This window comes from Bradyrhizobium sp. USDA 4461 (genome assembly GCF_054055655.1).
This window is the reverse complement of record NZ_JBSRXM010000001.1, coordinates 8,206,726-8,231,790: the sequence shown is the minus strand read 5'-3', so window position 1 is coordinate 8,231,790 and position 25,065 is coordinate 8,206,726. Positions and strand designations below refer to the sequence as shown.

General features: G+C 64.6%; 18 protein-coding genes. 14 read left to right on the top strand and 4 right to left on the bottom strand.

Translation table 11 applies throughout. The annotated features are described in order from the left end of the window. The 5 genes from ACVINW_RS38465 (at nt 1) to ACVINW_RS38445 (ending at nt 9,338) form a co-directional block, all read left to right on the top strand. Nucleotides 1-777, top strand: a complete 777-nt coding sequence (locus tag ACVINW_RS38465) for an ABC transporter permease (RefSeq protein ID WP_456756119.1) — start codon at nt 1-3, stop codon at nt 775-777. 41 nt (nt 778-818) lie between these two features. Beyond that, nucleotides 819-1,844: an ABC transporter substrate-binding protein gene (locus ACVINW_RS38460; protein ID WP_456756118.1), complete on the top strand. Its 1,026-nt coding sequence runs from the start codon at nt 819-821 to the stop codon at nt 1,842-1,844. Between the two features lie 135 nt (nt 1,845-1,979). Next, on the top strand, nt 1,980-3,416 hold the full coding sequence (locus tag ACVINW_RS38455; RefSeq protein ID WP_456756117.1) for an amidohydrolase family protein: 1,437 nt from the start codon (nt 1,980-1,982) through the stop codon (nt 3,414-3,416). A 169-nt stretch (nt 3,417-3,585) separates the two neighbouring features. Continuing rightward, nucleotides 3,586-6,009 carry a CaiB/BaiF CoA transferase family protein gene (locus tag ACVINW_RS38450; protein WP_456756116.1) on the top strand — a complete coding sequence of 808 codons (2,424 nt, stop codon included), beginning with the start codon at nt 3,586-3,588 and terminating at the stop codon, nt 6,007-6,009. A 14-nt stretch (nt 6,010-6,023) separates the two neighbouring features. Continuing rightward, the gene (locus tag ACVINW_RS38445) at nt 6,024-9,338 is read left to right on the top strand and encodes a carboxyl transferase domain-containing protein (protein ID WP_456756115.1); all 3,315 of its coding nucleotides are present in this window, start codon (nt 6,024-6,026) and stop codon (nt 9,336-9,338) included. 191 nt (nt 9,339-9,529) lie between these two features. Here ACVINW_RS38445 and ACVINW_RS38440 read toward each other — a convergent pair whose 3' ends face one another. Beyond that, nucleotides 9,530-11,164, bottom strand: coding sequence for a flavin-containing monooxygenase (locus ACVINW_RS38440; RefSeq protein ID WP_456756114.1), 1,635 nt, complete (start codon nt 11,162-11,164; stop codon nt 9,530-9,532). Between the two features lie 379 nt (nt 11,165-11,543). On the opposite strand from ACVINW_RS38440, the gene ACVINW_RS38435 reads away from it, so the two are divergent. The 9 genes from ACVINW_RS38435 to ACVINW_RS38395 all read left to right on the top strand — a co-directional run bounded on the left by ACVINW_RS38435 (nt 11,544) and on the right by ACVINW_RS38395 (nt 20,832). Beyond that, complete coding sequence (locus ACVINW_RS38435; RefSeq protein WP_456756113.1) at nt 11,544-13,145, top strand: GMC family oxidoreductase; 1,602 nt, start codon at nt 11,544-11,546, stop codon at nt 13,143-13,145. A 7-nt stretch (nt 13,146-13,152) separates the two neighbouring features. Beyond that, nucleotides 13,153-13,602, top strand: a complete 450-nt coding sequence (locus ACVINW_RS38430) for a hypothetical protein (protein WP_456756112.1) — start codon at nt 13,153-13,155, stop codon at nt 13,600-13,602. Between the two features lie 260 nt (nt 13,603-13,862). Then, nucleotides 13,863-14,897 (top strand): S1C family serine protease, encoded by a 1,035-nt coding sequence (locus ACVINW_RS38425; RefSeq protein ID WP_456756111.1) that lies wholly within the window; start codon nt 13,863-13,865, stop codon nt 14,895-14,897. A 412-nt stretch (nt 14,898-15,309) separates the two neighbouring features. Further along, complete coding sequence (locus tag ACVINW_RS38420; RefSeq protein WP_456756110.1) at nt 15,310-15,780, top strand: DUF2147 domain-containing protein; 471 nt, start codon at nt 15,310-15,312, stop codon at nt 15,778-15,780. A gap of 339 nt (nt 15,781-16,119) precedes the next feature. Further along, on the top strand, nt 16,120-16,950 hold the full coding sequence (locus ACVINW_RS38415) for an oxidoreductase (RefSeq protein WP_456756109.1): 831 nt from the start codon (nt 16,120-16,122) through the stop codon (nt 16,948-16,950). A 9-nt stretch (nt 16,951-16,959) separates the two neighbouring features. Further along, nucleotides 16,960-17,976: an AraC family transcriptional regulator ligand-binding domain-containing protein gene (locus tag ACVINW_RS38410; RefSeq protein ID WP_456756108.1), complete on the top strand. Its 1,017-nt coding sequence runs from the start codon at nt 16,960-16,962 to the stop codon at nt 17,974-17,976. A gap of 92 nt (nt 17,977-18,068) precedes the next feature. Then, nucleotides 18,069-19,214, top strand: a complete 1,146-nt coding sequence (locus ACVINW_RS38405) for an L-dopachrome tautomerase-related protein (RefSeq protein ID WP_456756107.1) — start codon at nt 18,069-18,071, stop codon at nt 19,212-19,214. A 132-nt stretch (nt 19,215-19,346) separates the two neighbouring features. Beyond that, nucleotides 19,347-20,195: an SDR family NAD(P)-dependent oxidoreductase gene (locus tag ACVINW_RS38400; RefSeq protein WP_456756106.1), complete on the top strand. Its 849-nt coding sequence runs from the start codon at nt 19,347-19,349 to the stop codon at nt 20,193-20,195. 25 nt (nt 20,196-20,220) lie between these two features. Continuing rightward, complete coding sequence (locus ACVINW_RS38395; RefSeq protein ID WP_456756105.1) at nt 20,221-20,832, top strand: class I SAM-dependent methyltransferase; 612 nt, start codon at nt 20,221-20,223, stop codon at nt 20,830-20,832. Nucleotides 20,833-21,619: 787 nt separating this feature from the next. Here the strand turns inward: ACVINW_RS38395 and ACVINW_RS38390 are convergent. Genes ACVINW_RS38390 through pncB form a run of 3 tightly spaced genes read right to left on the bottom strand, consistent with a single transcriptional unit; the run spans nt 21,620 to nt 25,047 of the window. Continuing rightward, nucleotides 21,620-22,399, bottom strand: coding sequence for an alpha/beta fold hydrolase (locus tag ACVINW_RS38390; protein WP_456756104.1), 780 nt, complete (start codon nt 22,397-22,399; stop codon nt 21,620-21,622). A gap of 5 nt (nt 22,400-22,404) precedes the next feature. Then, nucleotides 22,405-23,700, bottom strand: a complete 1,296-nt coding sequence (locus ACVINW_RS38385) for an O-acetylhomoserine aminocarboxypropyltransferase (RefSeq protein ID WP_456756103.1) — start codon at nt 23,698-23,700, stop codon at nt 22,405-22,407. A gap of 42 nt (nt 23,701-23,742) precedes the next feature. Continuing rightward, nucleotides 23,743-25,047, bottom strand: coding sequence for a nicotinate phosphoribosyltransferase (gene pncB, locus ACVINW_RS38380; protein WP_456756102.1), 1,305 nt, complete (start codon nt 25,045-25,047; stop codon nt 23,743-23,745). Between the last annotated feature and the right edge of the window lie 18 nt (nt 25,048-25,065).

The following is a 25,065-nucleotide window of genomic DNA, read 5'->3' as shown; positions in this document are numbered from 1 at the left end:
ATGTCCGTGTCGGATATCAGGCAGAAGGCCTGGTCGGTGGCGCTGATCGTGCTGTTCTTCGTGGCCTGGGAGCTGTTCTGCCTGATGACGGGGATGTCCGACCTCGTGCTGCCGCGGCCGTCGCAGATCTTCGTCACGCTGTTCGAGAAATTCCCGATCCTGTGGCCGCACATCGTGCAGACGCTGGTCACCACGATGATCGGCTTCGTGCTCGGCGTGGCGCTGGGCGTGGCGCTCGGTGCCGTGATCGGGGTGTCGAAGACCGCCTACGACACGTGCTATCCGCTGCTGGTCGGGTTCTCTTCGATTCCGAAGGTCGCGGTGGTGCCGATCTTCGTCCTGTGGTTCGGCTCCGGCACCGTGCCGGCGGTGCTGACATCGCTCTCGATCTGCTTCTTCCCGATCGTCGCCAACATCGCGACCGGCCTCGCCACCACCGAGCCCGAGCTCGAGGATGTGCTGAAGGCGCTCGGCGCCAGCAAATTCGACATCCTGTGGAATGTCGGGCTGCCGCGGACGATGCCGTTCTTCTTCGCCTCGCTGAAGGTCGCGGTGTCCTACGCCTTCGTCGGCGCGGTGCTGTCGGAGACGGTCGCCTCGAACCGCGGCATCGGCAACGTGATGATGACCGCGTCCTCCAATTTCAACGTGCCGCTGGTGTTCGCCGGGCTGTTCGTGCTCGCCGGTCTCGGCGTCGCGCTCTACGTGCTGTTCTCGCTGATCGAGGGCCGGGTCACGGGCTGGGCGACGCGCAAGGACAATGTCATCGCCACCTGAAGGTTACGTCCATCGCCGTTCACTGGAGTTGAGGAGTCGTCATGCTGAAGATACTAAGCGCTGCATTGCTGGGATTGGCCGTGGTCGCGGGCCCCGCCCGCGCCGAGGACACCACCATCAAGTTCACGCTGGGCTGGAAGACGCAGGGCTCCGATGCCGCGTTCTTCTACGCCAAGGACAACGGCTATTTCAAAGAAGAAGGCCTCAACGTCGTGATCGACCAGGGCGAGGGCTCCGGCGCGACGGTGACGCGCATCATGTCGGGCGCCTATGACGCGGGGTTCGGTGACGTCAATGCGATCATCCAGAACGCGGCGACCAAGCCGCAGGATGCGCCTGTCATGGTCTACATGATGTGGAACCAGCCGCCATTCGCGATCGTCGCCAAGACCTCGAGCGGCATCAAGACCATCAAGGATTTCGAAGGCCATACGCTCGGCGGCGCGCAGGGCACGCCGACGACGCGGCTGTTGCCGGTGTTCTTGCACAAGAACGGGCTCGACGGCGAGAAGATCAAGATCTCCAACATGGCGCCGAACCTGCAGGAGCCGATGCTGATCAAGGGCGATATCGATGCCGCGCTGGTGTTCAACATCACGAGCTATTTCAATCTGGTGCTCAACCGCCAGGACCCCGACAAGGACTTCAAATGGTTCTCGTTCGGCGATTACGGGCTCGATCTCTATTCCAACGGCGTGATGGTGTCGCGCAAGCTGATCGCTGCGAACCCGAAGGCGGTGGCCGGCCTGGTGCGGGCCATCAACAAGGGCGCGATCGCGGTCGCCAAGGACCAGAACGCCGCGATGAAGGCGGCGCTGAACTACGACAATCTGATCAATGTCGAGGTCGAAAAGCGCCGGCTGCAATATTCCTTCGAGAAGCTGATCGTCTCGCCGGAGATGAAGGACATCGGCATCGGCGACATCAAGGACGACCGCATGGCCCGCGCCATCGGCTTCATCGTCGAAGGCTACCAGCTCCCCCGCACGCCGATCCCGGCCGAAGTGTTTTCGCGGGACTTCCTGCCGCCGCGCACGGAGCGGGAGCTGGTGTATACGGCGAACTAAGTTCGTTCGTGATTGTGAGCGAAGGCGGAGGCTTTTTGCCGTCATTGCGAGCGAAGCGAAGCAATCCATGCCTCCGCTTGCGGCAACATGGATTGCTTCGTCGCTTCGCTCCTCGCAATGACGAAGGAGGAAGTGATGCAGGTCACGGCAACCCGTCTTTTCTCAGGCCCTGACCACGACATCCGCAACGACGTCGTGCTCCGCCACGACGGCGGGGTCATCACCGGTATCTCCGGAGCCGCAGCGCCAACGCCAGGCCCGCGCTCCCTGATCCTCCCCGCCTTCATCAACGCCCACGACCATGCCCGCGCGCGGGCGTCGAGCTTTGGCGCTGTCGGCATGCCGCTCGAGAGCTGGCTCTTGCGCACGGTGCTCGGCACGCCGGTCGATCCGTATCTGACCGCAGCCTCCGCGCTTGCCCGCGCGGCGCAGGCCGGCTGTGCGGCGATGATGGTGCACTACACGCGGCCGAGCGGCACCATGCCGCTGGTCGAGGAGGCTAGGGCGATCGGCCGCGCCGCCGCCGATGTCGGCCTCCGCATCGCCTTTGCCATCGCGGTGCGCGACCAGAACCCGATCGTCTATGGCGACGGCGAGCCGGTGCTGTCAGGCCTTGCCTCCGACGACCGCAGGACCATCGAGCAGTTGTTCGTTCGCGCGCCGATGTCGCCGAAGGCCTATATCGAGCTGACGGACGCGATTGCCGCGGCGATCGGCGGGCCGAAGGTCGACGTGCAGCTTGGGCCGGCCGGCGTGCAATGGTGCTCGAGGCCGCTGCTGGAGGCGGTCGCGGAGAATTCCGCGCAGACCGGCCGCCGCATCCACATGCATCTGCTCGAGACGGTCTATCAGCGCGCCTGGGCCGACCGGCATTTTCCGGACGGCATCGTCCGCTATCTCCGCGACATCGGCTTCCTGTCGGAGCGGCTGACGCTCGCGCACTGCATCCACGCCCGGCCCGACGAGCTCGAGATGATCGCGGCGTCAGGCGCGCGCATCGTCACCAATTTCTCCTCCAATCTGCATCTGCGCTCGGGGCTGGCGCCGATCGCGGCGGCGCAGGCTTGCGGCTGCGCGATTGCGGTCGGCGTCGACGGCCTGGCGCTCGACGAAGACGACGACGTGCTGCGTGAGATGCGGCTGGTGCAGATGATACACGGCGGCCTCGGCTTCAAACGGACCTGGACCCCGCCGGAATTTTTCGCGCTCGCGATCCGCAATGGCCGCTGCGCCACCGGCGCACCGGGCACGGGCGAGCTTGCCGTCGGTGCGCCGGCTGATTTCGTCCGCATCGACCTCGACCGCCTGGAGCGCGACCAGATCATCGACGCCGATCCGCTCGATCTGCTCTTCGCACGTGGCAATGCCTCGCTGGTTTCCGAGCTCGTGGTCGATGGCCGCACCGTCGCCCGCGCCGGCCGCTGCCTCGGTGTCGATCTTCCCGCCATCGAGCAGGAATTGCGCGGCATCACCGGCGCCAGCACTGCCACATACGCGCATGTCTTGCGCGCATGGCCGCGGCTGGCGAACTCATTGCAGCATTGGTTCGAAGCGCAGCTCACCTGCGATTAGCTGCACATCTTCGCTTCACGCCAAGCAGCAACGACAATCGAATGCGGGCTAATTCCGTCAAGCGGAAGAAAATTCCACTTGCATCACACTCGCCGCGCGGCTTCAAGTTCATCCAACAAGAAAATTGAATCAGCCGTTGTCACCGGCTGGTTGCTTGTGGGGAAGCCTGATGGGCGTGTTGTCGCATCTGCGGATTGTCGAGATCGGAAGTGCCGCGGCGACGAGCTATTGTGCGCGGCTGTTTGCCGATTTCGGCGCTGATGTGCAGAAGGTCGAGCCGCCGGCGGGCGATCCGCTTCGCCGCGCCGCGCCGCTGACGCCGCAAGGACACAGCGCATGGTTTGCGTTTCTCAACTTCAACAAATCGAGCGTCGTTCTCGACGGGAGCGATGCCTCGCGGCTGCGCGAGCTCGTCGCAGGCTGCGACATCCTGCTCGATGGGCGCGGCATCGATGCGGCTGACTGTCCCGACATCGATCTCGCCGCGATCAGGCAGAGCAATCCGGGCCTGATCCATCTCGACCTCGCCTGGTTCGGCGATCGCGGTCCCTATGCCGATTTCGCCGCGACGGATTCCACGATCCGCGCGCTCACCGGGCTGGTGAAGCTGGTCGGACCGGAGCAGGGGCCGCCAATGCACGCGCCGGATTTCCAGACCGGGATCCTGGGCGGGCTGTGGGGCTTCATCGCCGCCGCCGCGTCGGTGCTCGGCCGCATGCAGGACGGGCGCGGGCGCGAAAGCCATCTCAGCCTGTTCGAGGCCTCTATCGCCGTCACCGAATACATCATGTTCGAGGCGTTCCAGCGCGGCGATATCATGCGGCGGATCGGCGTCAACCGGTTCTGGCCGACCTTTCCGGTCGGCATCTATGAGACCAGGCAAGGCTGGCTCGGCGTCACCACGGTGACCCCGGCGCAATGGCGTTCGTTCTGCGAGATGCTCGGGCTGAACGAGCTGCGCGACGATCCGGCGCTGGTGATGGGGGTCGACCGGCTGCGCCATGTCGCCGAGATCGAAGGCAAGATCCTGCCAAGGCTGAAGCAGCGCACCGCGCAGGAATGGTTCGCCGAGGGCCTCAAGCGCAAGATTCCGATCGTGCCGGTGCCGGAGATCGCGGACCTGATCGCCGACGACGAGAAGCGTGCGCGGGGCGCGATCGTCCCGATCACGGTCGGCGACGAGGCCGGCTTTTCCGCCGGCACGATGCAACGATTGACCGCAACGCCGCCGCTGCGGGGCGGCCGCGTGCCCGATATCGGCGAGCAGCAGGCCTCGCGCGTCGCCGCGCCGCGCACGCCGGTGCCCGCGCCCTCCGCGGCCAGCCGCCTGCCGCTCGAGGGCATCCGCGTCGTCGACTTCTCAATGGGCTGGGCCGGGCCGATCTGCACCCGCACGCTGGCCGATCTCGGCGCCGACGTCATCAAGATCGAGGCGACGCAGTATCCGGACTGGTGGCGCGGCGTCGATCGCCGGCCGGCCTATGTGCTGGAGCAGATGTACGAGAAGTCGGTGCGCTACTGCATCATGAACCGCAACAAGCGCGGCATCACGCTCGACCTGACCCGGCCGAAGGGGCTTGCGCTGGCCAAGCGCCTGCTCGCCGATGCCGACCTCGTGGTCGACAATTATTCGGTCGAGGTGCTGCCCAAGCTCGGCCTCGGCTACGAGGTACTGAGCAAGCTCAACCCGAAGCTGGTGATGATGTCGATGTCGGCGTTCGGCGCCGGCAGCGTGCACCGCGACTGCCGCGCCTATGGCTCGACGCTGGAGCAGGGCTCCGGCCTGCCCAGCGTGGTCGGCGATCCCGGCGGTCCGCCGGTGATGAGCCACACCGCGTTCGGCGATGCCGTCGGCGGCCTCAACGGCGCCGCCGCGGTGCTGACCGCGCTGATCCACGCCAGGTTGACCGGGCAGGGCCAGTTCATCGATCTCGCGCAGATCGAGTGCATGATGCCGTTCGCCGCGCCCTGGATCGTCGCGCATTCGACCAGTGGCAAGGAGCCTGCGAAATACGGCAACCGCCATCCGGATTTCGTGCCGCATGGCTGCTTTCGCTGCGCCGGCGAGGACAATTGGATCGTGGTCGCGGTGTCCAATAATGCGATGTGGCCGAAACTCGCGCGGATGCTCGGCCGCGCGGACTGGGCGACGAACGAAACGCTCAGGACGGCCGCGGGCCGCCGCGCCATCGAGGCCGAGATCGAGGCTGCGATCACGGCATGGACCTCGGCCCGCGATGCGGATGCGGCCATGACCGAGCTGCAAGGCGTGGGCATCGCGTCCGGCGTGGCGCGGCTGCCGGTCGATTTGCTGCAAGACCCGCAGCTGCACGCCCGCGGCTTCATCCAGCAGGTCGACCGCGCCTTCATCGGACGGCATCCGCAGCCGTCGATGCCGTTCCGCGAAGGCGATGCGCCGTTTGCGATCCGCTCGGTGCCGCCGACGCTCGGCGAGCACAACCGCGAGATCCTCGGCGGCGAGCTCGGCCTCTCCGAGGCCGAGCTCGAGGAGCTTAGCCGCGAAGGCATCATCGGCACCGAGATGCTGATGGAGGAACAGTTGGTGAAAGCGAAGCAGCGGGCGGCGGGTTGACAGGTGGAATAGGGATGTCTTTCAAGAAACTGCTGATTGCCAACCGCGGCGAGATCGCGATCCGGATTGCCCGCGCAGCCGGCGAAAGCGGGCTTGCCACCGTCGCGATCTATCCCGCCGACGACGCGGCCTCGCTGCATGTCCGCTCAGCCGATGAGGCGCGCGAGATTCCCGGCCATGGCGCGCGGGCGTATCTGGACATCGAGGGGGTCATCGCCGCGGCCAGGGCTGCCGGCTGCGACGCGCTGCATCCGGGCTATGGCTTCCTCAGCGAGAACACGGAGCTCGCGCGGCGCTGCGCCGAGGAGAAGATCGTCTTCGTCGGCCCGTCGCCGGAGGCGCTGGATCTGTTCGGCGACAAGGCCAAGGCAAAGGCGTTGGCGAAGAAGTGCAATGTGCCGATCATTGCCGGCACGTCGGGCGCGACGTCGCTCGACGAGGCCAGGGCGTTCTTCGCCTCGCTCGGGGCCAACGCCGCCGTGATGATCAAGGCGATCGCCGGCGGCGGCGGGCGCGGCATGCGCGTGGTGGAGGACGCGGCGAAGCTCGATGAGGCCTATGCGCGCTGCCAGTCCGAGGCCAAAGCGGCGTTCGGCAGCGATGCCGTCTATGTCGAGCGGCTGATCCGGAAAGCCCGCCATATCGAGGTGCAGATCATCGGCGATCGTCATGGCGCGATCAGCCATCTCTGGGAGCGCGAATGCACCATCCAGCGCCGCAACCAGAAGCTGATCGAGGTGGCGCCGAGCCCATCGCTGAGCGAGAGCCTGCGCGCCCGCATCATCGAGGCGGCCAAGCAGCTCGCGACCGCCGCGCGCTATGACAATCTCGGCACCTTCGAATTCCTGGTCGATGACGAGGCAGAGGAAGGCAAAAGCGAAGGCGATGGCGCCTTCGCCTTCATCGAGGCCAATCCGCGGCTTCAGGTCGAGCACACCGTCACCGAAGAGGTGCTCGGCATCGACCTGGTGCGGTCGCAGCTTGCGGTCGCCGCCGGCGCCACGCTGGCCTCGCTCGGGCTGGCGCAGTCAGCGGTGCCCCTGCCGCGCGGCTATGCGATGCAGCTCCGCGTCAACATGGAGGTGATGGACGAGAAGGGGCTGACAAAACCGACCGGCGGCACGCTCAGTGTGTTCGACCTGCCGTCCGGCCCCGGCGTCCGTGTCGATACGTTCGGCTATTCCGGCTACCGGACCAGCGCCGCGTTCGACTCGCTGCTGGCCAAGGTCATCGTGCATTCGCCGAGCCCGAAATGGTCTGACGTGGTGCACAAGGCATCGCGCAGCTTGCGCGACTTCCGGATCGGCGGTGTCGCCACCAATATTCCGCTGCTCGGCGCCATCCTGGCGCACCAGAGCTTTGCGCGGAACAAGATCAGCACCAATTTCATCGATAGCCACGTGGCGGCGCTGGTCGGCGCGGCCGGCGATCTCACCGTACCATTGATCGAAGTAAGTGAAGCGGCTGCGACCAAGGCGGTCGCCACCGAGGCGGCGCCCGAAGGCTCGCTTCCGGTACCGGCACCGCTACAGGGCACGATCGTGGCGATCGAAGTTGCGGAGGGCGATCTGGTTCGTCCCGGCCAGCAGATCGCGGTGCTGGAATCGATGAAGATGGAGCATCTCGTCACCGCGCCGCAGGGCGGCCGGGTGACGAGGATCGCCGGCGGTCCCGGCCTCACCTTGATGCATGGCGAGCCAATCCTGTTCCTGGAGCCTGCCGAGGTGGATGGTCACACCGCGGAAGAGGCTGCCGCGATCGATCTCGATCACATCCGTCCTGACCTCGCCGAGCTGATCGCACGCAAGGCGATCACGCTGGACGAGAACCGCCCGGCCTCGGTCGAGCGGCGGCGCAAGACCAACCAGCGCACCGCGCGCGAGAACATCGCGCAGCTGGTCGATGAGGGCTCGTTCGTCGAATACGGCTCGCTCGCGATCGCGGCGCAGCGTCGCCGCCGCAAGGTCGAGGACCTGATCAAGAACACGCCGGCCGACGGCCTGATCGCCGGGGTCGCCACCGTCAACGCGAAAGATTTCGGCGCCGACGGCGCGCGCTGCATGGTGATCTCCTACGACTACACCGTGCTCGCCGGCACCCAAGGCCACATGAACCACAAGAAGATCGACCGCATGCTCGGGCTTGCCGAGCAGTGGCGGATGCCGCTGGTGTTCTACGCCGAAGGCGGCGGCGGCCGTCCCGGCGATACCGACCGGCTCGGCATGACCGGGCTCGACGGCCCGTCCTTCGTGCAGTTCGCAAAACTCTCCGGCCTCGTGCCGGTGGTCGGCGTGGTCTCGGGCTATTGCTTCGCCGGCAACGCCGCGATGCTCGGCGTCTGCGACGTCATCATCGCCACCAAAAATGCCTCGATCGGCATGGGTGGTCCCGCGATGATCGAGGGCGGCGGGCTCGGCGTCTATCATCCGGCCGAGGTCGGCCCGGTCTCGTTCCAGTCGCCGAACGGCGTGATCGATATCCTGATCGAGGACGAGGAAGAGGCCACCGCGGTGGCGCAGAAATATTTGTCCTACTTCCAGGGCGCGGTGGCCGATTGGAAGGCGCCCGACCAGCGGCTGCTGCGTCGCGCGATCCCCGAAAATCGGCTACGGGTCTACGACATCCGCAGCGTGATCGACCTGATCGCCGACGAGGGCTCGGTGCTGGAGATCCGCAGGGATTTCGGGGTCGGCATGATCACGGCGTTCATCCGCATCGAGGGCAGGCCGTTCGGCCTGATCGCCAACAATCCGAAGCACCTCGGCGGCGCGATCGACGCCCCCGCGGGCGACAAGGCCGCGCGCTTCATGCAGCTGTGCGACGCCTTCGACATCCCGATCGTGTCGCTGTGCGACACGCCGGGCTTCATGGTCGGCCCCGAGGCCGAGAAGACCGCGATCGTGCGCCATGTCGCGCGGATGTTCGTCACCGGCGCCAGCATCACGGTGCCGCTGTTCGGTGTGGTGCTGCGCAAGGGCTACGGTCTCGGCGCGCAATCGATGATCGGCGGCGGCTTCCACGCCTCGTTCTTCACGGTGGCCTGGCCGACCGGCGAGTTCGGCGGCATGGGTCTCGAAGGCTATGTCCGGCTCGGCTTCCGCAAGGAGATGGAGGCGATCGCGGATCCCCTCGAGCGCGAGAAATATTTCCAGACCAAGGTCGCCGAGCTCTATGCCAACGGCAAGGCGGTCTCGATCGCTTCGGTGCTGGAGATCGACGAGGTGATCGATCCCGCCGATACGCGGCACTGGATCATGGCGGGCTTGCGCTCGGTGCCGAAGGTCGCGCCGCGCACGACGCGGAAGCGGCCGTGTATCGATGCGTGGTGATGATCTCTTCGCACCGTCATTCCGGGGCTCGCCGCAGGCGAGAGCCCGGAATCCATCGGGCCGCACAACTTGTGGAGGAATGGATTCCGGGCTCGTACTTCGCACGCTCCGGAATGACGAGCCAAACTCAGTACGTCGCCCCGGCCAAGGCCGGGGGTGGGTGTGGCTCGCGCTTCGCGTCAATACGCGCGCTACCCCAGCCGCAACTCCGCATATCCCGCCGCCGCCACCGCGTCGCATCGCGCGCGATAGGCCGGCGCGCTGCCGCTGTAGCGGGCGACGATGCGCCTCTGCTTGCCGTCGACGTTGCGGTTGATGCCGGTCATCCAGGAATCGACCTCGTTGGAGAGCAGGCCGACCCCAAGCGCCTTCACGTGATCGGTCCAGGCGAGAGTCCCCTCCGGCGTCGCATCGAGGAAGGTCAGGCCTTTTTCCTGGGCGAAGCGGAGCAGGCCGGTGACCCAGTCGACGCTGTATTCGATGCTGCGCGGAATGTTGCCGAGCGCGGTGTGCGGGCCCATCAGCATCATCATGTTGGGGAAGCCGTCGACCATCAGCCCGAGATAGGTTTCCGGCCCGTGGGTCCATTTTTCTTTCAACCGGGCGCCGTGCGCGCCGCGGATATCGATCCTATCGAAGCTGCCGGTGATGGCATCGAAGCCGGTGGCGTAGATGATGATGTCGAAGGCGTAGTCCTTGTCGGTGGTGCGGATGCCCTCGGGCGTGATCTTTTCGATCGGCGCCGCCTTGATGTCGACCAGCTCGACATTGTCGCGGTTGTAGACCTCGTAATAGAAGGTCTCGAGCGGCAGCCGCCGCGTGCCAAAACCGTGGTTGGTCGGGATCAGCATCTCCGCGACCTTCGGGTCCCTGACGCGCTCGCGGATCTTGCGCGCGACGAAATCGCTGATCGTCGCGTTCGCCGCGCGGTCGGCCAGGATATCCTTGAAATTGCCCTGCCAGATGCCGAAGCCGCGCTCGCCATAGAGCTTTTCGTAAAACGCCTCGCGCTCGGCGTCGCTGACCTCGAACGCGCCGCGCGGATCGGGCGTATGCACGAAGCAGGCAAAGGTCTCCTTGCAGCGCGCGAAGATCTCGCCATAGCCGGCCTTGATCTTGGCCTGGGTTTCGGCGTCGATCTTGCCGTTGTGCAGCGGTGCTGCCCAGTTGGCGGTGCGCTGGAATACGGTGAGGTGGCCGACTTCGCCGGCGATGGTCTGGATGGTCTGGATGCCGGTCGCGCCGGTGCCGATCACGGCGACCCGCTTGCCGGTGAAATCGACCGTCTGCTTCGGCCAACGCGCGGTGTGAAACGATTGCCCCTTGAAATTGTCGATGCCCTCGACGCGGGGCAGGGTCGGCGTCGACAGCGGACCGATCGCGGTGATCAGGAAGCGGCAGCTATGCTGCGCACCGCCCTCCAGCGTAACCTGCCAGCTCCGCGCCTCGTCCTGGTAGATCGCGGATACGACGCGACTCTCGAACTGCATGTCGCGGCGCAGGTCGAACTTGTCGGCGACATAGTTGCAGTAGCGCAAGGTCTCGGGCTGGCCGGCAAAATGCTCCGACCATTCCCATTCCTCGAGCAGCTCCTTCGAGAACGAGTAGCCGTAGGAATAGCTTTCGGAATCGAAGCGCGCGCCGGGATACCGGTTCCAGTACCAGGTGCCCCCCACGCCGGTGCCGGCCTCGAACACGCGCGCCGAAAGACCGAGCTCGCGCAGCCGGTGCAGCTGATACATGCCGGACAGGCCGGCGCCGATGATGATGACGTCATAGTCCAGCGCAGCCGTCTGGGCGGTTTCGTCCTGGCGCGATGCGGCCACCTGTCGTTGCTCCCCGATCGGTTGATCGCCGCCAAGGCTAGCCGGACTTTCCGCTGCGGACAAACATCGAAGCGCGGGGCAGCCATCGCGATTTGCCGGGGTGCGGGCGCGCGGTTCGCGCGCGGCATTCCGTGCCGCGGACGTCCGCCGCATGGCTTTACTCGGCCGCGGAATTGCCTCTATCGTCGGCTCAACACCAAAAGGCTCTATTTCAATTTCATCCGCGGTATACGAAGCTTGTCGGTGAGAATCGTCAATTGAGGCATTACCTCCATCTCCGTCATTGCGAGCGAAGCGAAGCAATCCATTTCACCGCTTGCGGAGGCATGGATTGCTTCGTCGCTTCGCTCCTCGCAATGACGAAAGGGGCCACCAAGGAATGAAGAACGATCCCGTTGACGTCCTGATCATCGGTGCCGGCGCATCCGGCGCCGCGGTGGCCTGGAGCCTTGCCGACACCAGGATGCATATCCTCTGCCTCGATCAGGGCGGCTGGATGAATCCATCCGAATATCCCAGCACCGGGCGCGACTGGGAGGCGAAATTCTTCGGCGAGTGGTCGTCCAGCCCCAACATCCGCAAGCGGCCCGAAGACTACCCGATCAATGACGACGATTCGCCGATCAAGGTCGTCAATTTCAACGCGGTCGGCGGCTCGACGGTGATGTACACCGCGCACTGGCCGCGGCTGCATCCGTCGGACTTCAAGGTCAGGACGCTGGACGGCGTCGCCGACGACTGGCCGATCGATTACGACGCGCTGACGCCGTTCTTCGAGGAGAACGATCGGATGATGGGCACCTCGGGCCTGTCGGGCGATCCGCTGTCGCCGCTGTCGCATCCGCCGATGCCGCCGCAGCCGCTCGGCCTGTCCGGCCCGTTGATCGGCAAGGCCATGAACAAGCTCGGCTGGCACTGGTGGCCGTCCGACACGACGGTGGCGACGACGGATTACGAGGGCAGGGCGCGCTGCATCAATCTCGGCCATTGCACGCCGGCCTGCGCGCAGGGCGCCAAATCCTCGACCGACATCACCTACTGGCCGCACGCGATCCGCGCCGGGGTCGAGGTCAAGACCCATTGCCGGGTGCGCGAGATCCTGACCAATGAGCACGGCATGGCCTCCGGTGTCGTCTATTACGACAAGGACGGCGTCGAGCAATTCCAGCCGGCCGAGGTCGTGATCGTCGCCTGCAACGGCGTCGGCACGCCGCGGCTGCTGCTCAACTCGGTCTCGGGAAAATTCCCCAATGGCCTGGCCAATTCGTCCGGCCTAGTCGGCAAGAACCTGATGTTCCATCCCTATGCGCAGATCTACGGCTATGTCGCCGAGCCGACCGACAGCAACCGCGCGCCGCCGACCTGCCTGTGGAGCAAGGAGTGGTATGACACCGATCTGTCGCGCGGCTTCGTCCGCGGCTACGGCGTCCAGTTCGTCCGCGGTGCCGGCCCGGTGTTCGAGGCGGTGACGAGCGAGCAGAAGGGCATCCTGCCCTGGGGCAGGGATCATCATCGCGCGTTCCGCAAGCTGAACGGCCATCGGCTCGGCTTCTCGGCGATCTGCGAAGATCTCCCCGAGGAGCACAACCGCGTCACGCTCGATCCGGTGCTGAAGGACGGCCACGGCATTCCGGCGCCGAAGATCGACTACACGATCAGCGAGAACAGCCGCAAGATGATGGACCATGCGCTGGCGCGCGGCCGCGAATTCCTCGAGGCCGCCGGCGCGACCGATCTCTGCGTCAACGCGCCGATCCCGTGGGGCGGCTGGCATCTGCTCGGCACCGCGCGGATGGGCACCGATCCGGCGCGCTCCGTGGTCAACGAATGGGGCCGCTCGCACGACGTGAAGAACCTGTTCATCGTCGACGGCAGCATCTTCGTCACCTCGGGCGGCGTGAACCCGACCTCGACCATCCAGGCCCTTGCGCTCTACATCGCCGACCAGATGAAGCAGCGCCTCGCCAACCTGTTCGATTGAGACCGTCATGTCCGATGCAAGACAACTGACCGCAGCCCAGCGCGCTGATCTCCGCACCGTCGCCGCGATGATCGTCCCCGAAAACGACGAGTACAAGGTGCCAGGCGCCGACGATGCCGCGATCCAGGCCGATATGCTGGCCACGCTCGGCCGCGACACCGCGCTGGTCGCGCAGGCGCTGGACCATCTGGCTGATCTTGCCGGCAAGCCGCTCGCCGAGCTCGACGAGGCCAAACGCGACGCGGTGGCGCAGGAGTTTCGTCAGCTTGGCGGCGCGGCCGCGGCGACGCTCGTCCGCGTCGTGCTGCAATGCTACTACCGCGACGACCGGGTGCTGCGCTCGCTCGGGCTCGAGCTGCGCGCGCCGTTTCCAAAAGGCCATGTGCTGCCGGACGGCGACTGGTCGCTGCTCGATCCGGTCCGGGCGCGCGGCGGGGTGCTGCGGCGGGCGGTCTAGTGTTGCGTCCTTGACGGTCCATTCCGTCATTCCGGGGCGCGACGAAGTCGCGAACCTCAGATGCGCAATCGCGCATCGGGGAATCCAGAGGTCGTACATCGAGATTCCGGGTTCTCGCTTCGCGAGCCCCGGAATGGCACTGAGGGCAATCGCACGTCAGAGACGCAGCCCTAGCCAACCGGGCAGGGTTGCGCGGGGGGCGTAACCACTTGCGGCGCAGGGAGCCGGTCACCATCTGAGGTGACCAAAGGATTCTCGCCATGCTGGATTTTACCTCGGATACCGCCGCTGACACGCCGTCAGCGGCGACGGTCGATGCTGCCCCAGATGCTGCTCAAGCCAACGACCGGGCCTTGCTGGATGCCTATTCCAATGCCGTGATCGACGTCACCGACCGCGTCGGCCCGGCCGTGGTCCGGGTCGAAACCGGGCCGAAACTGCGCAATGCGCGCGAGCGCGGCGGGCTCGGCTCGGGCATCGTGATCTCGCCCGACGGCTTCGTGCTGACCAACAGCCATGTGGTCGGATCCTCGAAGGAGATCCGGCTGCGCGACACCGAGGGCTTCGTTACCGATGCTCATGTGCTCGGCGTCGATCCCGATACCGACCTCGCGCTGCTGCGCGCCGATGGCGCGCGCGATCTGCCCTACGCCTCGCTCGGCAATTCCAAGACCTTGCGGCGCGGCCAGCTCGTGGTCGCGATCGGCAATCCGCTCGGCTTCGAATCGACGGTCACCGCCGGCGTGGTGTCGGCGCTCGGCCGCTCGATCCGCTCGGTCAGCGGGCGGACCATCGAGGACGTGATCCAGACCGACGCCGCGCTCAATCCCGGCAATTCCGGCGGCCCGCTGGTGTCGTCGAACGGCGAGGTGATCGGCATCAACACCGCGATCATCAACGGCGCGCAGGGCATCTGCTTTGCGGTCGCCTCCAACACCGCGCAATTCGTGCTGTCGGAGATCATCCGCCACGGCTATGTCCGCCGCGCCTATATCGGCGTCGCCGGCCAGACCGCGCCGGTGCCGCGGCGGCACGCGGTGCTCGCCGGGGTCGAGAACAAGATGGGCGCGCTGCTGATGCAGATCGAGCCGGACAGCCCGGCCGCGCGCGCGAGCCTGCTGCCGGGCGACGTCGTGATCCGGCTCGACGGCATCGAGATCAACGGCGTCGACGACCTGATCCGCGCGCTCGACTACAGCCGGATCGACCGCACCCTTTCGATGGACGTGCTCCGCCTCGGCCGCCTCCGCGCGATCGAGATCCATCCGATCGGAAGGAAGCCCGCGAAGCAGTGAGGGCTATCTTGTCCGCGTGCGAGCTGCACCCTCTCCCTCATGTCCGCCATAGCCTTCGAAGGCATGTGGGAGAGCGTGGCGAAATCGAGCGGAGCGAGATGAAGCCGGGTGAGGGGTTCTATCCGCGAGCTTATTTGCGGAGAGAACCCCTCATCCGGCGCTGCGCGCCACCTTCTCCCATGCAGCCTGCTCTGATGGCGTCACGCGCGATTCGATTGGCGCGATTTGTCACTGCCCCACCTTCTGAGAAAATCTAGATTCAGCGCGCTCGCAGCGAAACAACCTTGAAACTGTGGGCAGACTGATTGGACGAAGTTCGCTCCGTCGGCTTTTTGTCGTGGCTTCGCATGATAGCCCTTTGCTCGCTCATGCAAGCCATTCCGCAACGGTCCCTCAAAGTCAAAGGACGCCTATGCAAGCATCCCGGTATACCCGTCGCGCCGCGCTGGCGCTGGCACTTGCTACCTCAACCCTGTTCCTGACGCCCGCAGCCGATGCCGAACCGTCGCCGGCCGATGCGCTGGTCGGGATCTGGGAGGCTGACGACGGCACAGTGAAGCTCGATATGTTCAAGGCCGGATCGGAATTCCAGGCGCGCATGCTCTACGGCAACGAGATCGTGGAGGCTGACAACGTCACCTTCAAGAAGGACACGCAGAACCCGGACCCTGCGCTGCGTTCGCGCTCGCTCAAGAACATCGTGTTCATCACGGGCCTACGCTGGAGTGACGGCGAGTGGAGCGGCGGGACGATCTACGATGCCTCTTCCGGTCGTACCTACAACTGCAAGGCTGAGATCAAGGATGGGAAGATGGGCTTGCGGGGCTATCTCGGCATTCCGGCGATGGGGCAGACGCGTACGTTTCATCGGGTTCGCAGCTAACCCGATGAAAACACCAATCACGCAATTGATCCGGGGCGGCGCCTAGCGGCTCCGGCACGGGCTCCGTGAGAGCGTTGGGCGCATGCACAATATGCTGTTCGCGGTCTTGCTCGATCTCGGCCCGATCGGGGGATCGGCTTGTCGTGCCTTGGCGCGAAATCGCTGCGCGCCCAGTCGGCTGAGTCGCGCAACCATTGGCTAATCATATGATTTAATTGACGGTTTCCTGCTGGGCGTCGCTGGCAACAAATGGCGTGATGTGCAAGTCTATTGGCGGGCTTCGACAGTGTGTGGCGACCCGAAAGCCCTAAGTTGGGCTGCACACTGTGAGAGGTTACGATGAACGATAGACGGAAAAGGACAGCGCTTGTGACCGGGGCATCTTCCGGCATGGGCAAGGAAATTGCAAAGCGCCTGATCAAGGATGGCTTCCACGTCTTTGTCGCGGCGCGACACACCGACAAGATGAACGATCTCGTCAAGCTCGGCGCGCGCGCGTTGCGCATGGACATTTCCAACGAGGAAGAAATCAAGGCGACGGTCGACACCATCCTGAATGAGGCTGGTGGCGTTGACGTGCTCGTCAACAATGCCGGCTTTGGGCTCTACGGCCCGGTCGAGGAAATCGGTATCGAAGAAGCGCGCTACCAGTTCGAGGTGAACCTGTTCGGCGCGGCGCGCTTGACGCAGCTTCTGCTCCCGAGCATGCGGGCCAAGCGTTCCGGAACAATCGTCAACATCACTTCCATGGGCGGCAAGATTTATACGCTGCTCGGGGCCTGGTATCACGCGACGAAGCACGCACTTGAAGGATGGTCCGATTGTCTTCGGCTCGAACTTGCTCCCTTCGGCATCAAGGTGGTCATCATCGAGCCCGGCCTGATCGAGACAGGCTTCGGCAACGTGGTCGCCAACGGCTTGCTGAAACGTTCTGGCTCGGGACCGTATGCCAGGCAGACCGAAGCGGTCGCGAAGTCGACGGTTGACGCCTATGGTCAGGGCCGCGGCACGAATCCGACCGTGATTGCCGACGTCGTGTCCAAAGCCGTGAAGGCGCCGAAACCGCGTACGCGCTATGTCGCCGGCAAGTACGCCCTGCCCATGATCAAGATCCGCGAATGGTTCGGCGACCGCATGTTCGATCGCGTGATCATGAGCCAGATGCGCTAGGACGGGGCAATGAGCGCAGCGACAGCAGATCGGTGCAAAGTGCCAAAGGCCTTCTGGCAGAGCGTCGAGCATATCGGCGTGTCGCCAGCCGCGCTGTTGAGGCAAGCGCGCCTTCCAGCTACTTTGCACTTGAGCGAACAAGCACAGGTCACGACGGCGCAATACTTCACGTTGTGGCGGGCGTTGGAGGAATTGAAGCCGGAGCCGGGCCTTGGCCTTACGCTCGTCCAGCAAACGGATACGGCCGTGCACCCGCCATCGAGCCTCGCTGCGTTCTATGCGCGGGACTACCGCGACGGTTTGCTCCGCATCGCGCGATTTAAGCGCCTCTGTTCGCCCGAACAAGTGCGTGTGGCGCAAGGCAAGGAGGAATGTGCGGTCACGGTCGAATGGCCATACGCGACCGAGGCCGAGCCTGCGATCTCAACGGATGTGACCTTTGCTTCACTCGTAGAACTTGGGCGCCGAGGCACCGGGCAGTCGCTTGCTCCCTTGCGTGTCGAACTGGTTCGTGAGCGTCCCAAGAACGATGTTTATCAGAGGTATTTCGAATGCCCGGTTCGCTTTGGTGCTGCGCAGAGCCGGCTTATCCTGAAGCCGTCCGACCTCGATCGTCCGTTTCCCGGGCATAATCAAGAACTCCTCGAAATCCTCACCCCGGCGCTGGCTTCAGCACTCGGCGAGCTGCAAGCGCGCAGCTCGATCAAGGAACAGGTGAAGGTTGTTCTCAAAAGAAGCCTCGCGAGCGGGCGGCCGGAGCTATCGGACGTGGCGCGCGATCTCGGCTTGAGCGAACGCACGCTGCAACGAAGGATCACCGAAGAAGGTGCGAGCTTCCGCGAACTGCTTGCCGAAGCGCGGCAAGAACTCGGACGGCAGCTTCTCCTCGACCCTTCCGCTGAGATCGATGAGGTGGCCTGTCTGCTCGGCTACCAGGATACAAGCTCCTTCTATCGCGCATTCCGGGACCGGGAAGGCGTGACGCCCAGCCGCTGGCGGGAATTGAGGAGCGACAAACTTCACTAATTAGGCATTTAAGACATCGAGCATGGAGGCAGCCGCCGGGTGCGGCTTCTCCATGAACGTCGGAGGCTTCCCACTGCTCAGGAGCAGACAATATGAAGAAAATATCAAGTCGTCGTATTCTCCTTTGCCTTGCCACCGCTCTGATGCTGGCGATTTTGGGCCCGCTGGCGTTCGTCAAAATCGGGCACGGTCGGGGCACGCCCTATCCGGATATCGGCTCGGACAATCCGGAGGGCCTTGCAAAGCTCGAGACGCTCATCACCCTCGATTATCCTCCGGGCAATGTGGCTGTCGCAAACGATGGCCATGTTTATTTCAACTATCATCCGATCGCGCGCGCGAGCCGGTTCTCGCCGAACACGGTATTCGAATGGGCTGACGGCAAGATCACGCCGTTCCCGTCCAAAGAAATGCAGAAGGAGTTTCAAGGCAGTTTCGGCATGACCATCGACAACCAGAAGCGCATCTGGTTGATCGAGCCGGCGAGCTTCGATTTTCAACACACCCGCTTGTGGGCGTTCGACCTCGCGACACGCAAGCGTGTCGACTATTTCGAGTTCCCCGGCAAGGATGCGCAGTTCGCGCAGGATTTGCGCGTTACCGCCGACGGCAAATACATCGTGCTCGCCGACACCGGCATCATGCGGTTCACTGCACCGAAGCTGATCGTCTATTCGGTCGCTGATCACGCGTACCGGACCGCGCTGGGAGCGCATCCGTGCACCTCGCCCGAAGACTGGTTGATGCAAACGCCGTTTGGCGCGTATCGCCTGGGCTTCGGACTTGTGAACGTCGCGGTCGGTCTTGATGGCATCGAAATCAGCCGGGATCAGCAATGGGTCTACCTTGCGGGCATGACGAATTCACATCTTTGCCGGGTGCCCCTTTCAGCCGTGCTCGATCCCACGATCGCTCCGTCGGATGTTGCCAGCAAGGTGGAAGATCTCGGGCGCAAACCCCTCAGCGACGGCATCACCACGGACAAGGCGGGCGATGTCATTCTGACCGATGTCGAGCATGGCGGCCTCATGGCGTTTGATCTCAATACCAGGAAGGCCAGGACGCTCGTGCGCTCGCGTGACGTGATTTGGCCCGATGGGGTCGTGACGGGGCCCGATGACTCGCTCTATTTCACGGACAGCGCACTTTCGGCCTACATGGGTCAGCTCGCGGGACCGCCCGACCAGGCGCAACTGGCCGCACATCGACCGTATTTCATCTACCGCCTCAAACGCTAAGCACTGCACGTCTGCTGCATTATCGTTGGCGTTTGCCGCAAGTTCATTGGCGCGGTTGGTCACTGCCGATTGCGGGAGCCATCACTAAAACAGCGGCGGCAGATCAAGCGCTCTTCACGGAAGGAACATCGTATGTCTGACAAAATCTGGTTCATCACGGGCGCATCGCGCGGTTTTGGTCGCATCTGGACCGAAGCCGCGCTCAAGCGGGGCGACAAGGTCGCAGCCACCGCACGCATTGCGGCGGACCTTACCGACCTTACGGAACGCTTTGGAGAAAACGTGCTGCCGTTGTCGCTTGACGTGACCGACCCCCATGCGGTTCGGAATGCCGTTACGCGAGCCTACGGGCATTTCGGAAGGCTGGATGTCGTTCTCAATAACGCCGGCTATGCCCTGGTCGGCGCGATCGAGGAAGCCGACGAGACCGAGGTTCGGGCCGAGTTCGACACCAATTTCTTCGGCTCGCTCCGCGTGATCCAGGCCGCGCTCCCGATCTTGCGCCGTCAGCGTTGTGGTCACATCATCGGTGTATCCAGCGTGGCCGGAATCGTCGCGGGTCCTATCACGGGTTTCTACAACGCTTCGAAGTTCGCGCTCGAAGCACTCCATGACAGTCTGTCACAAGAGGTCGAGCACTTCGGGATCAAGGTGACGGTGCTTGAACCCGGCGCCTACGCGACAGGGTTTGCCAGCATGGCCTCGCTCAGGATCGCAACCGCGATCGAGGCTTACAGCGCGACGAGGGCGGAAGTCTTCGCGGCAGGCGCGGCAAGCCCGTTCGGCGATCCGGCGGCGACGGCGGATGCGATCCTGAAGATCGTCGACGCCGAGAATCCTCCCCTGCGTTTCTTCGTGGGTACCGAGGGTATGCCGCGCGCCCGGGCCGCCTACGCCGAACGCCTCAGGACGTGGGAAGCATGGGAGACGGTTTCAAACGCCGCGCAAGGTGAAGCACGGCAACACAACATCGCGTCCTGACCGGTCAACGCAAGGAGGGTTCGATATGAACGCCAGCGCTGTTGTAGATTTCTTTCAGTTCTTTCGCTCCTACGTCTCCAATCCGGGCCAGGTTTCGGCGATCGCCCCCTCGGGGCAGTCGTTGGCGCGCCTGATGACGCAAGAAATCGTACCAGGGGCCGGGCCGGTCATCGAACTCGGACCCGGCACGGGGGTGTTCACCAAGGCACTGCTCGCGCGCGGCGTTGCCGAGCAGGATCTGCTTCTCGTCGAGTATGGTTCCGATTTCATGCGCCTGTTGCAGCAACGCTTTCCAAGGGCGAGGGTGCTCTGGATGGATGCGCGACAGCTTTCGCAGTATGAGCCGTTCATGGCGCCTGCCGCAGCGACCGTGAGCGGACTTCCGCTCCTGACCATGTCGCCGCGCAAGGTCATCGCCATCCTGAGTGGCGCGTTCCGTCACATGCACGAAGATGGGACGTTCTATCAATTTACCTACGGGCCGCGCTGCCCTGTGCCACGCCCGATCCTGGACCGGCTCGGGCTGAAAGCCAGCCTCGTCGGGCGCACGGCATTGAACGTTCCTCCTGCCTCCGCCTATCGCATTCGGCGGCGTCCGCAACTTCCAAAGCACACGCTACGGCATGAAAATTGGTAATTGCGGATTGCCCGGGTCGAGACGTACTTGGACTTCGCAATGTCCGCTTTCGTGCGGCCATCACAGACATCCAACGCGCGTGATCGTGCGCGGGCTCGCAGCAACTAGCCCGCATGAGCGAAGCGAGATGCGGGATTGATGCCGCGACCTATTGCCGGCCCCGGATGTCGCTTCGCCCATCCGGGCTACGCTCGCTGTTGGCCCGAAGCCACCGCTGCGTCCGTCAGGCAACGATCACCACTTTTCCCGGAATGCGATCTGCTTGGCGTGATCGCTTTTCATCACCAGTATGGCCACCGCCAACCCTCATAGAGGTCCCACGACGACACCAGGGGCGCCGCATATGGATCGACCCGGTCGTCTTCAGGGCGATAGCGATATCGTGGAACGATATAATAATCCCACGGGGTCGGCGTTATCACGGGCGTCGAGATCACGACCCTCGTTCGTTCATGTGCCTTGCGCGCCCGGGCTTCAGCACCGGATGTCCCGAGGGTACACAGTACCAGGGCCGCTCCGAGAGCGCATGCGGCAGTCATCATCTTCATATGCATCGGCCTCCTCGCCTGAGAGTGCAAAAGGACTCAAAGCTAATTCGCTCTTGGCTGGTGAATCTCCGCGTCAGTACACTCTCGGAGTCGTCGCAAAAGTTCGGAATAATAGAAGATAGCGCTGAGTTGCCCGACGTGTCAAGTTGCTTGCCCGAGTGTCGGCGGCAGCCTGCCTCCTTTGCATGGGGTTGTTTTCGATGTTTTGGTGATGGCGGGAAGCGGAACCCGCCGCGCCGCTACTGCAACGCCGCCAGCAACTCGTCCGGCTGCTCGACCATCATCATGTGGCCGGCGCCTGCGAGCACAACGGTCCGTGCATTCGGCGTCGCGGCGGCCAGCGCCTTGCCCGCCTTCGCGGGTGTCATCATGTCGCGCTCGCCGAGGATGAAGGTCGCGGGCACCTTGACGGCGGCCGCGGCCGTGAGCGCGTTCTGGTAGGCGTTGCAGGCGTTGAGGTCGTTGTAGAGCACGCCGGGCTTGGCCTCCTGCAAGACGCGCTGCGCGCCCTGGTGCATCCACAGGCCGGGCGCGAGGCCGCCGCCGAGCTCGGCCTTGAAGCCGAGGCCCCAGATCGAGACCATGTCGATCGCGGCTGTGTCATTGGCCTCGGCGGCCTTCAGGAGATCGGGGCCGACCGTCATGGTCGCGGCGGTGCCGATCAGCGCGAGGCCGGAGACCTTGTCGGGATGCCGCGCCGAGGTCTCGATTGCGATCAGCGAGCCCATCGAATGGCCGATCAACCGGGCCTTGGTCGCGCCGGCGGCCGCAATCAGCGCCGCGATCCAGTCGGCCATCTCGGCGATGGTCGCAAGGGGCTTGCCGGCGGAGCGGCCATGGCCGGGCAGGTCGGGCGCCAGCACGGAGAAGCCGTGATGGGCGAACCAGCGGCTGTGCAGCGCCCAGGTCGAAGAGTCGAAGCCGGCGCCGTGGATCATCACGACAGCCGGCAGCGATGGATCGAACGGCTTGCCGCCGGTGGCGATGAAGGTGTCTGATCCGTTGACGGAAAGCTGCATGGCGCTCAAGTCCTTTGCGAGGCGCGCAGCGCCTGGCCGAGATCGTCGATGATATCGTCAGCGGTCTCGATGCCGACCGACAGCCGCACCAGCTCCTCGCCGATGCCGGCCGCCTTGAGCTGATCGGCGTCCATCTGCTGATGCGTGGTGCTGGCGGGATGGATCACCAGCGTCTTGGCGTCGCCGACATTGGCGAGATGGCTGATCAGCTTCAGGGACTCGATGAACTTCTTGCCGGCGGGGCGGCCGCCCTTGATGCCGAAAGAGATGATCGAGCCGGCGCCGCGCGGCAGCAGCTTCTTGGCCAGCGCATAGTCCGGATGCGTCTCCAGCGACGGATGCAGCACCCAGTCGACCGCCTTGTTGGCGGCCAGCGCATCGAGCACCGCATGGGTGTTGCTGACGTGGCGGTCCATGCGGACGCCGAGCGTCTCGATGCCCTGCAACAGCTGGAACGCGTTGGTCGGCGACAGGCAGGCGCCGAAATCGCGCAGGCCCTCGGTGCGGGCGCGCATGATGAAGGCGGCCTTGCCGAACTGCTCGTCGAAGACGATGCCGTGATAGCCAGCATAGGGCTCGGTGAGCTGCGGGAATTTGCCGGAGTCGCGCCAGTCGAACCGGCCCCCGTCGACGATGACGCCGCCGATCGCGATGCCGTGGCCGCCCATCCACTTGGTCGCCGAGTTCATCGTGATGTCGGCGCCGAGCTCGATCGGCTGGCTCAGATACGGCGTCGCGAAGGTGTTGTCGATCAACAGCGGGATCTTCGCATCATGCGCGATCTGCGCCACCGCAGGGATATCGAGCACCTCGAGGCCGGGATTGCCGATGGTCTCGCCGATCACAAGCCGCGTGTTCGGCCTGATCGCGGCGCGGAAGTCGTCGAGTGCGCGGGGCTTCACGAAGGTCGTGGTGATGCCGAAGCGCGGCAGCGTGTGCGCCAGCAAATTGATGGTGCCGCCATAGAGCGAGGCGGAAGCGACGATATGGTCGCCGGCATTGAGCAGGGTTGCGATCGCCAGATGCATCGCGGCCATGCCGCTGGCGGTGCAGATCGCGCCGACACCGCATTCGAGCGCGGCGATGCGTTCCTCCAGAACCGCAGTCGTCGGATTCGAGATGCGCGTATAGATGTGGCCGGCACGTTCGAGATTGAACAGCGCCGCGGCGTGGTCGGCGTCCTGGAACACGTAGGACGTGGTCTGGTAGATCGGCACCGCGCGGGCGCCGGTTGCGGGATCGGGGCGCTGGCCGGCGTGCAGGCTCAGGGTTTCGAAGGCAGGCGGCTTGGGTGCGGGCATGCAAGACTCGTCAGGTCAGTCGATGGGTGGGCACTGCCCGAATTACACGTGAACTGCGGTGCGAACGCGGCCGACATTGCCGAACACGCGCAAATAGCGCTCGACCTCCGAGGGGATGCCGGTCGCCTTCTCCGGATTGTCGGAGAGTTTCACGGCCGGGCGTCCGTCGACCGAGGTCACCTTGCAGACGATCGAGATCGGATCGAGCTCGGCGGAGCCGTCGGGCGCGCAGCCGACGAAGTCGTTGGTGAGGTTGGTGCCCCAGCCGAAGCTGACGCGCACGCGGCCCTTGAAGTGGTGGAAGGTGTCCTCGATCGAGCCGACGTCCATCGCGTCCGAGAACACCAGGAGCTTCTCCTTGGGATCGCGGCCCTTCTGCTTCCACCATTTGATGATCTCTTCGCCGGCGGTGATCGGCGGCGCGCTGTCGGGACGAAAGCCGGTCCAGTCGGCGACCCAGTCGGGCGCGTCGCGCAGGAACGGCTTGGTGCCGAAGGCGTCGGGCAGCGCGATCAAGAGGTTGCCGCCATAGGTGTGACGCCATTGGTCGAGGATGCGATAGGGCGCCCAGCGCAGCGCCTCGTCGTCATTGGCGAGCGCGGCCGCCACCATCGGCAGCTCATGCGCATTGGTGCCGATCGCCTCGAGATCGTTGTCCATCGCGAGCAGCACGTTCGACGTTCCGGTGAAGGACGGACCGAGGCCTTCCTTCACCGCCTCGACGCACCAGCGCTGCCACAGGAAGCCGTGGCGGCGGCGGGTGCCGAAATCGGACAGCCGCAGGCCGTCGAGCTTCTGCAGCCGCTCGACCTTGGTCCACAGCTTGGCCTTGGCGCGGGCGTACAGCACGTCGAGCGCGAAGCGGCCATAGGTCTTGGTCGCGGCGCGCGAGCGCAGCTCGTTGAGGATCGCGAGCGCCGGGATCTCCCACATCGTGGTGTGGGTCCAGGGCCCATGGAAATGCAGCTCATACTGGCCGTCGACCTTGTGCAGCTCGTATTCGGGCAGGCGGAAGGTCGAGAGCCAGTTGATGAAATCCGGCGAGAACATCTGGGTCTTGCCGTAGAACGTGTTGCCGGCGAGCCAGATCAGTTCCTTCTTGCTGAAGCGGATGGTGCGGGCGTGGTCGAGCTGGGCGCGCAACTCGCCCTCGTCGATGACCTCGGCGAGCCGGATATGGGTCGAGCGGTTGATCACCGAAAAGGTCGTGCGGGTGTCCGGATAGCATTCCCGGATCATCTGCTGCATCAACAGCTTGTAGAAATCGGTGTCGAGCAGGCTGCGCACGATCGGGTCGAGCCGCCAGCCATGGTTGTAGGTCCGGGTCGCGATATCTGTCACGGTCATAAGGGAACCTTAGCCTGC

Bases quoted from the DNA above. Each gene is read 5' to 3' on its own strand.
- ACVINW_RS38420 (WP_456756110.1), top strand. From the start codon at position 15,310: ATGCAAGCATCCCGGTATACCCGTCGCGCCGCGCTGGCGCTGGCACTT.
- ACVINW_RS38395 (WP_456756105.1), top strand. From the start codon at position 20,221: ATGAACGCCAGCGCTGTTGTAGATTTCTTTCAGTTCTTTCGCTCCTAC.
- ACVINW_RS38435 (WP_456756113.1), top strand. From the start codon at position 11,544: ATGAAGAACGATCCCGTTGACGTCCTGATCATCGGTGCCGGCGCATCC.
- ACVINW_RS38450 (WP_456756116.1), top strand. From the start codon at position 3,586: ATGGGCGTGTTGTCGCATCTGCGGATTGTCGAGATCGGAAGTGCCGCG.
- ACVINW_RS38390 (WP_456756104.1), bottom strand. From the start codon at position 22,399: ATGCAGCTTTCCGTCAACGGATCAGACACCTTCATCGCCACCGGCGGC.
- ACVINW_RS38425 (WP_456756111.1), top strand. From the start codon at position 13,863: ATGCTGGATTTTACCTCGGATACCGCCGCTGACACGCCGTCAGCGGCG.
- ACVINW_RS38430 (WP_456756112.1), top strand. From the start codon at position 13,153: ATGTCCGATGCAAGACAACTGACCGCAGCCCAGCGCGCTGATCTCCGC.
- ACVINW_RS38460 (WP_456756118.1), top strand. From the start codon at position 819: ATGCTGAAGATACTAAGCGCTGCATTGCTGGGATTGGCCGTGGTCGCG.
- ACVINW_RS38385 (WP_456756103.1), bottom strand. From the start codon at position 23,700: ATGCCCGCACCCAAGCCGCCTGCCTTCGAAACCCTGAGCCTGCACGCC.
- ACVINW_RS38415 (WP_456756109.1), top strand. From the start codon at position 16,120: ATGAACGATAGACGGAAAAGGACAGCGCTTGTGACCGGGGCATCTTCC.
- ACVINW_RS38445 (WP_456756115.1), top strand. From the start codon at position 6,024: ATGTCTTTCAAGAAACTGCTGATTGCCAACCGCGGCGAGATCGCGATC.
- ACVINW_RS38405 (WP_456756107.1), top strand. From the start codon at position 18,069: ATGAAGAAAATATCAAGTCGTCGTATTCTCCTTTGCCTTGCCACCGCT.
- ACVINW_RS38455 (WP_456756117.1), top strand. From the start codon at position 1,980: ATGCAGGTCACGGCAACCCGTCTTTTCTCAGGCCCTGACCACGACATC.
- pncB (WP_456756102.1), bottom strand. From the start codon at position 25,047: ATGACCGTGACAGATATCGCGACCCGGACCTACAACCATGGCTGGCGG.
- ACVINW_RS38410 (WP_456756108.1), top strand. From the start codon at position 16,960: ATGAGCGCAGCGACAGCAGATCGGTGCAAAGTGCCAAAGGCCTTCTGG.
- ACVINW_RS38465 (WP_456756119.1), top strand. From the start codon at position 1: ATGTCCGTGTCGGATATCAGGCAGAAGGCCTGGTCGGTGGCGCTGATC.
- ACVINW_RS38400 (WP_456756106.1), top strand. From the start codon at position 19,347: ATGTCTGACAAAATCTGGTTCATCACGGGCGCATCGCGCGGTTTTGGT.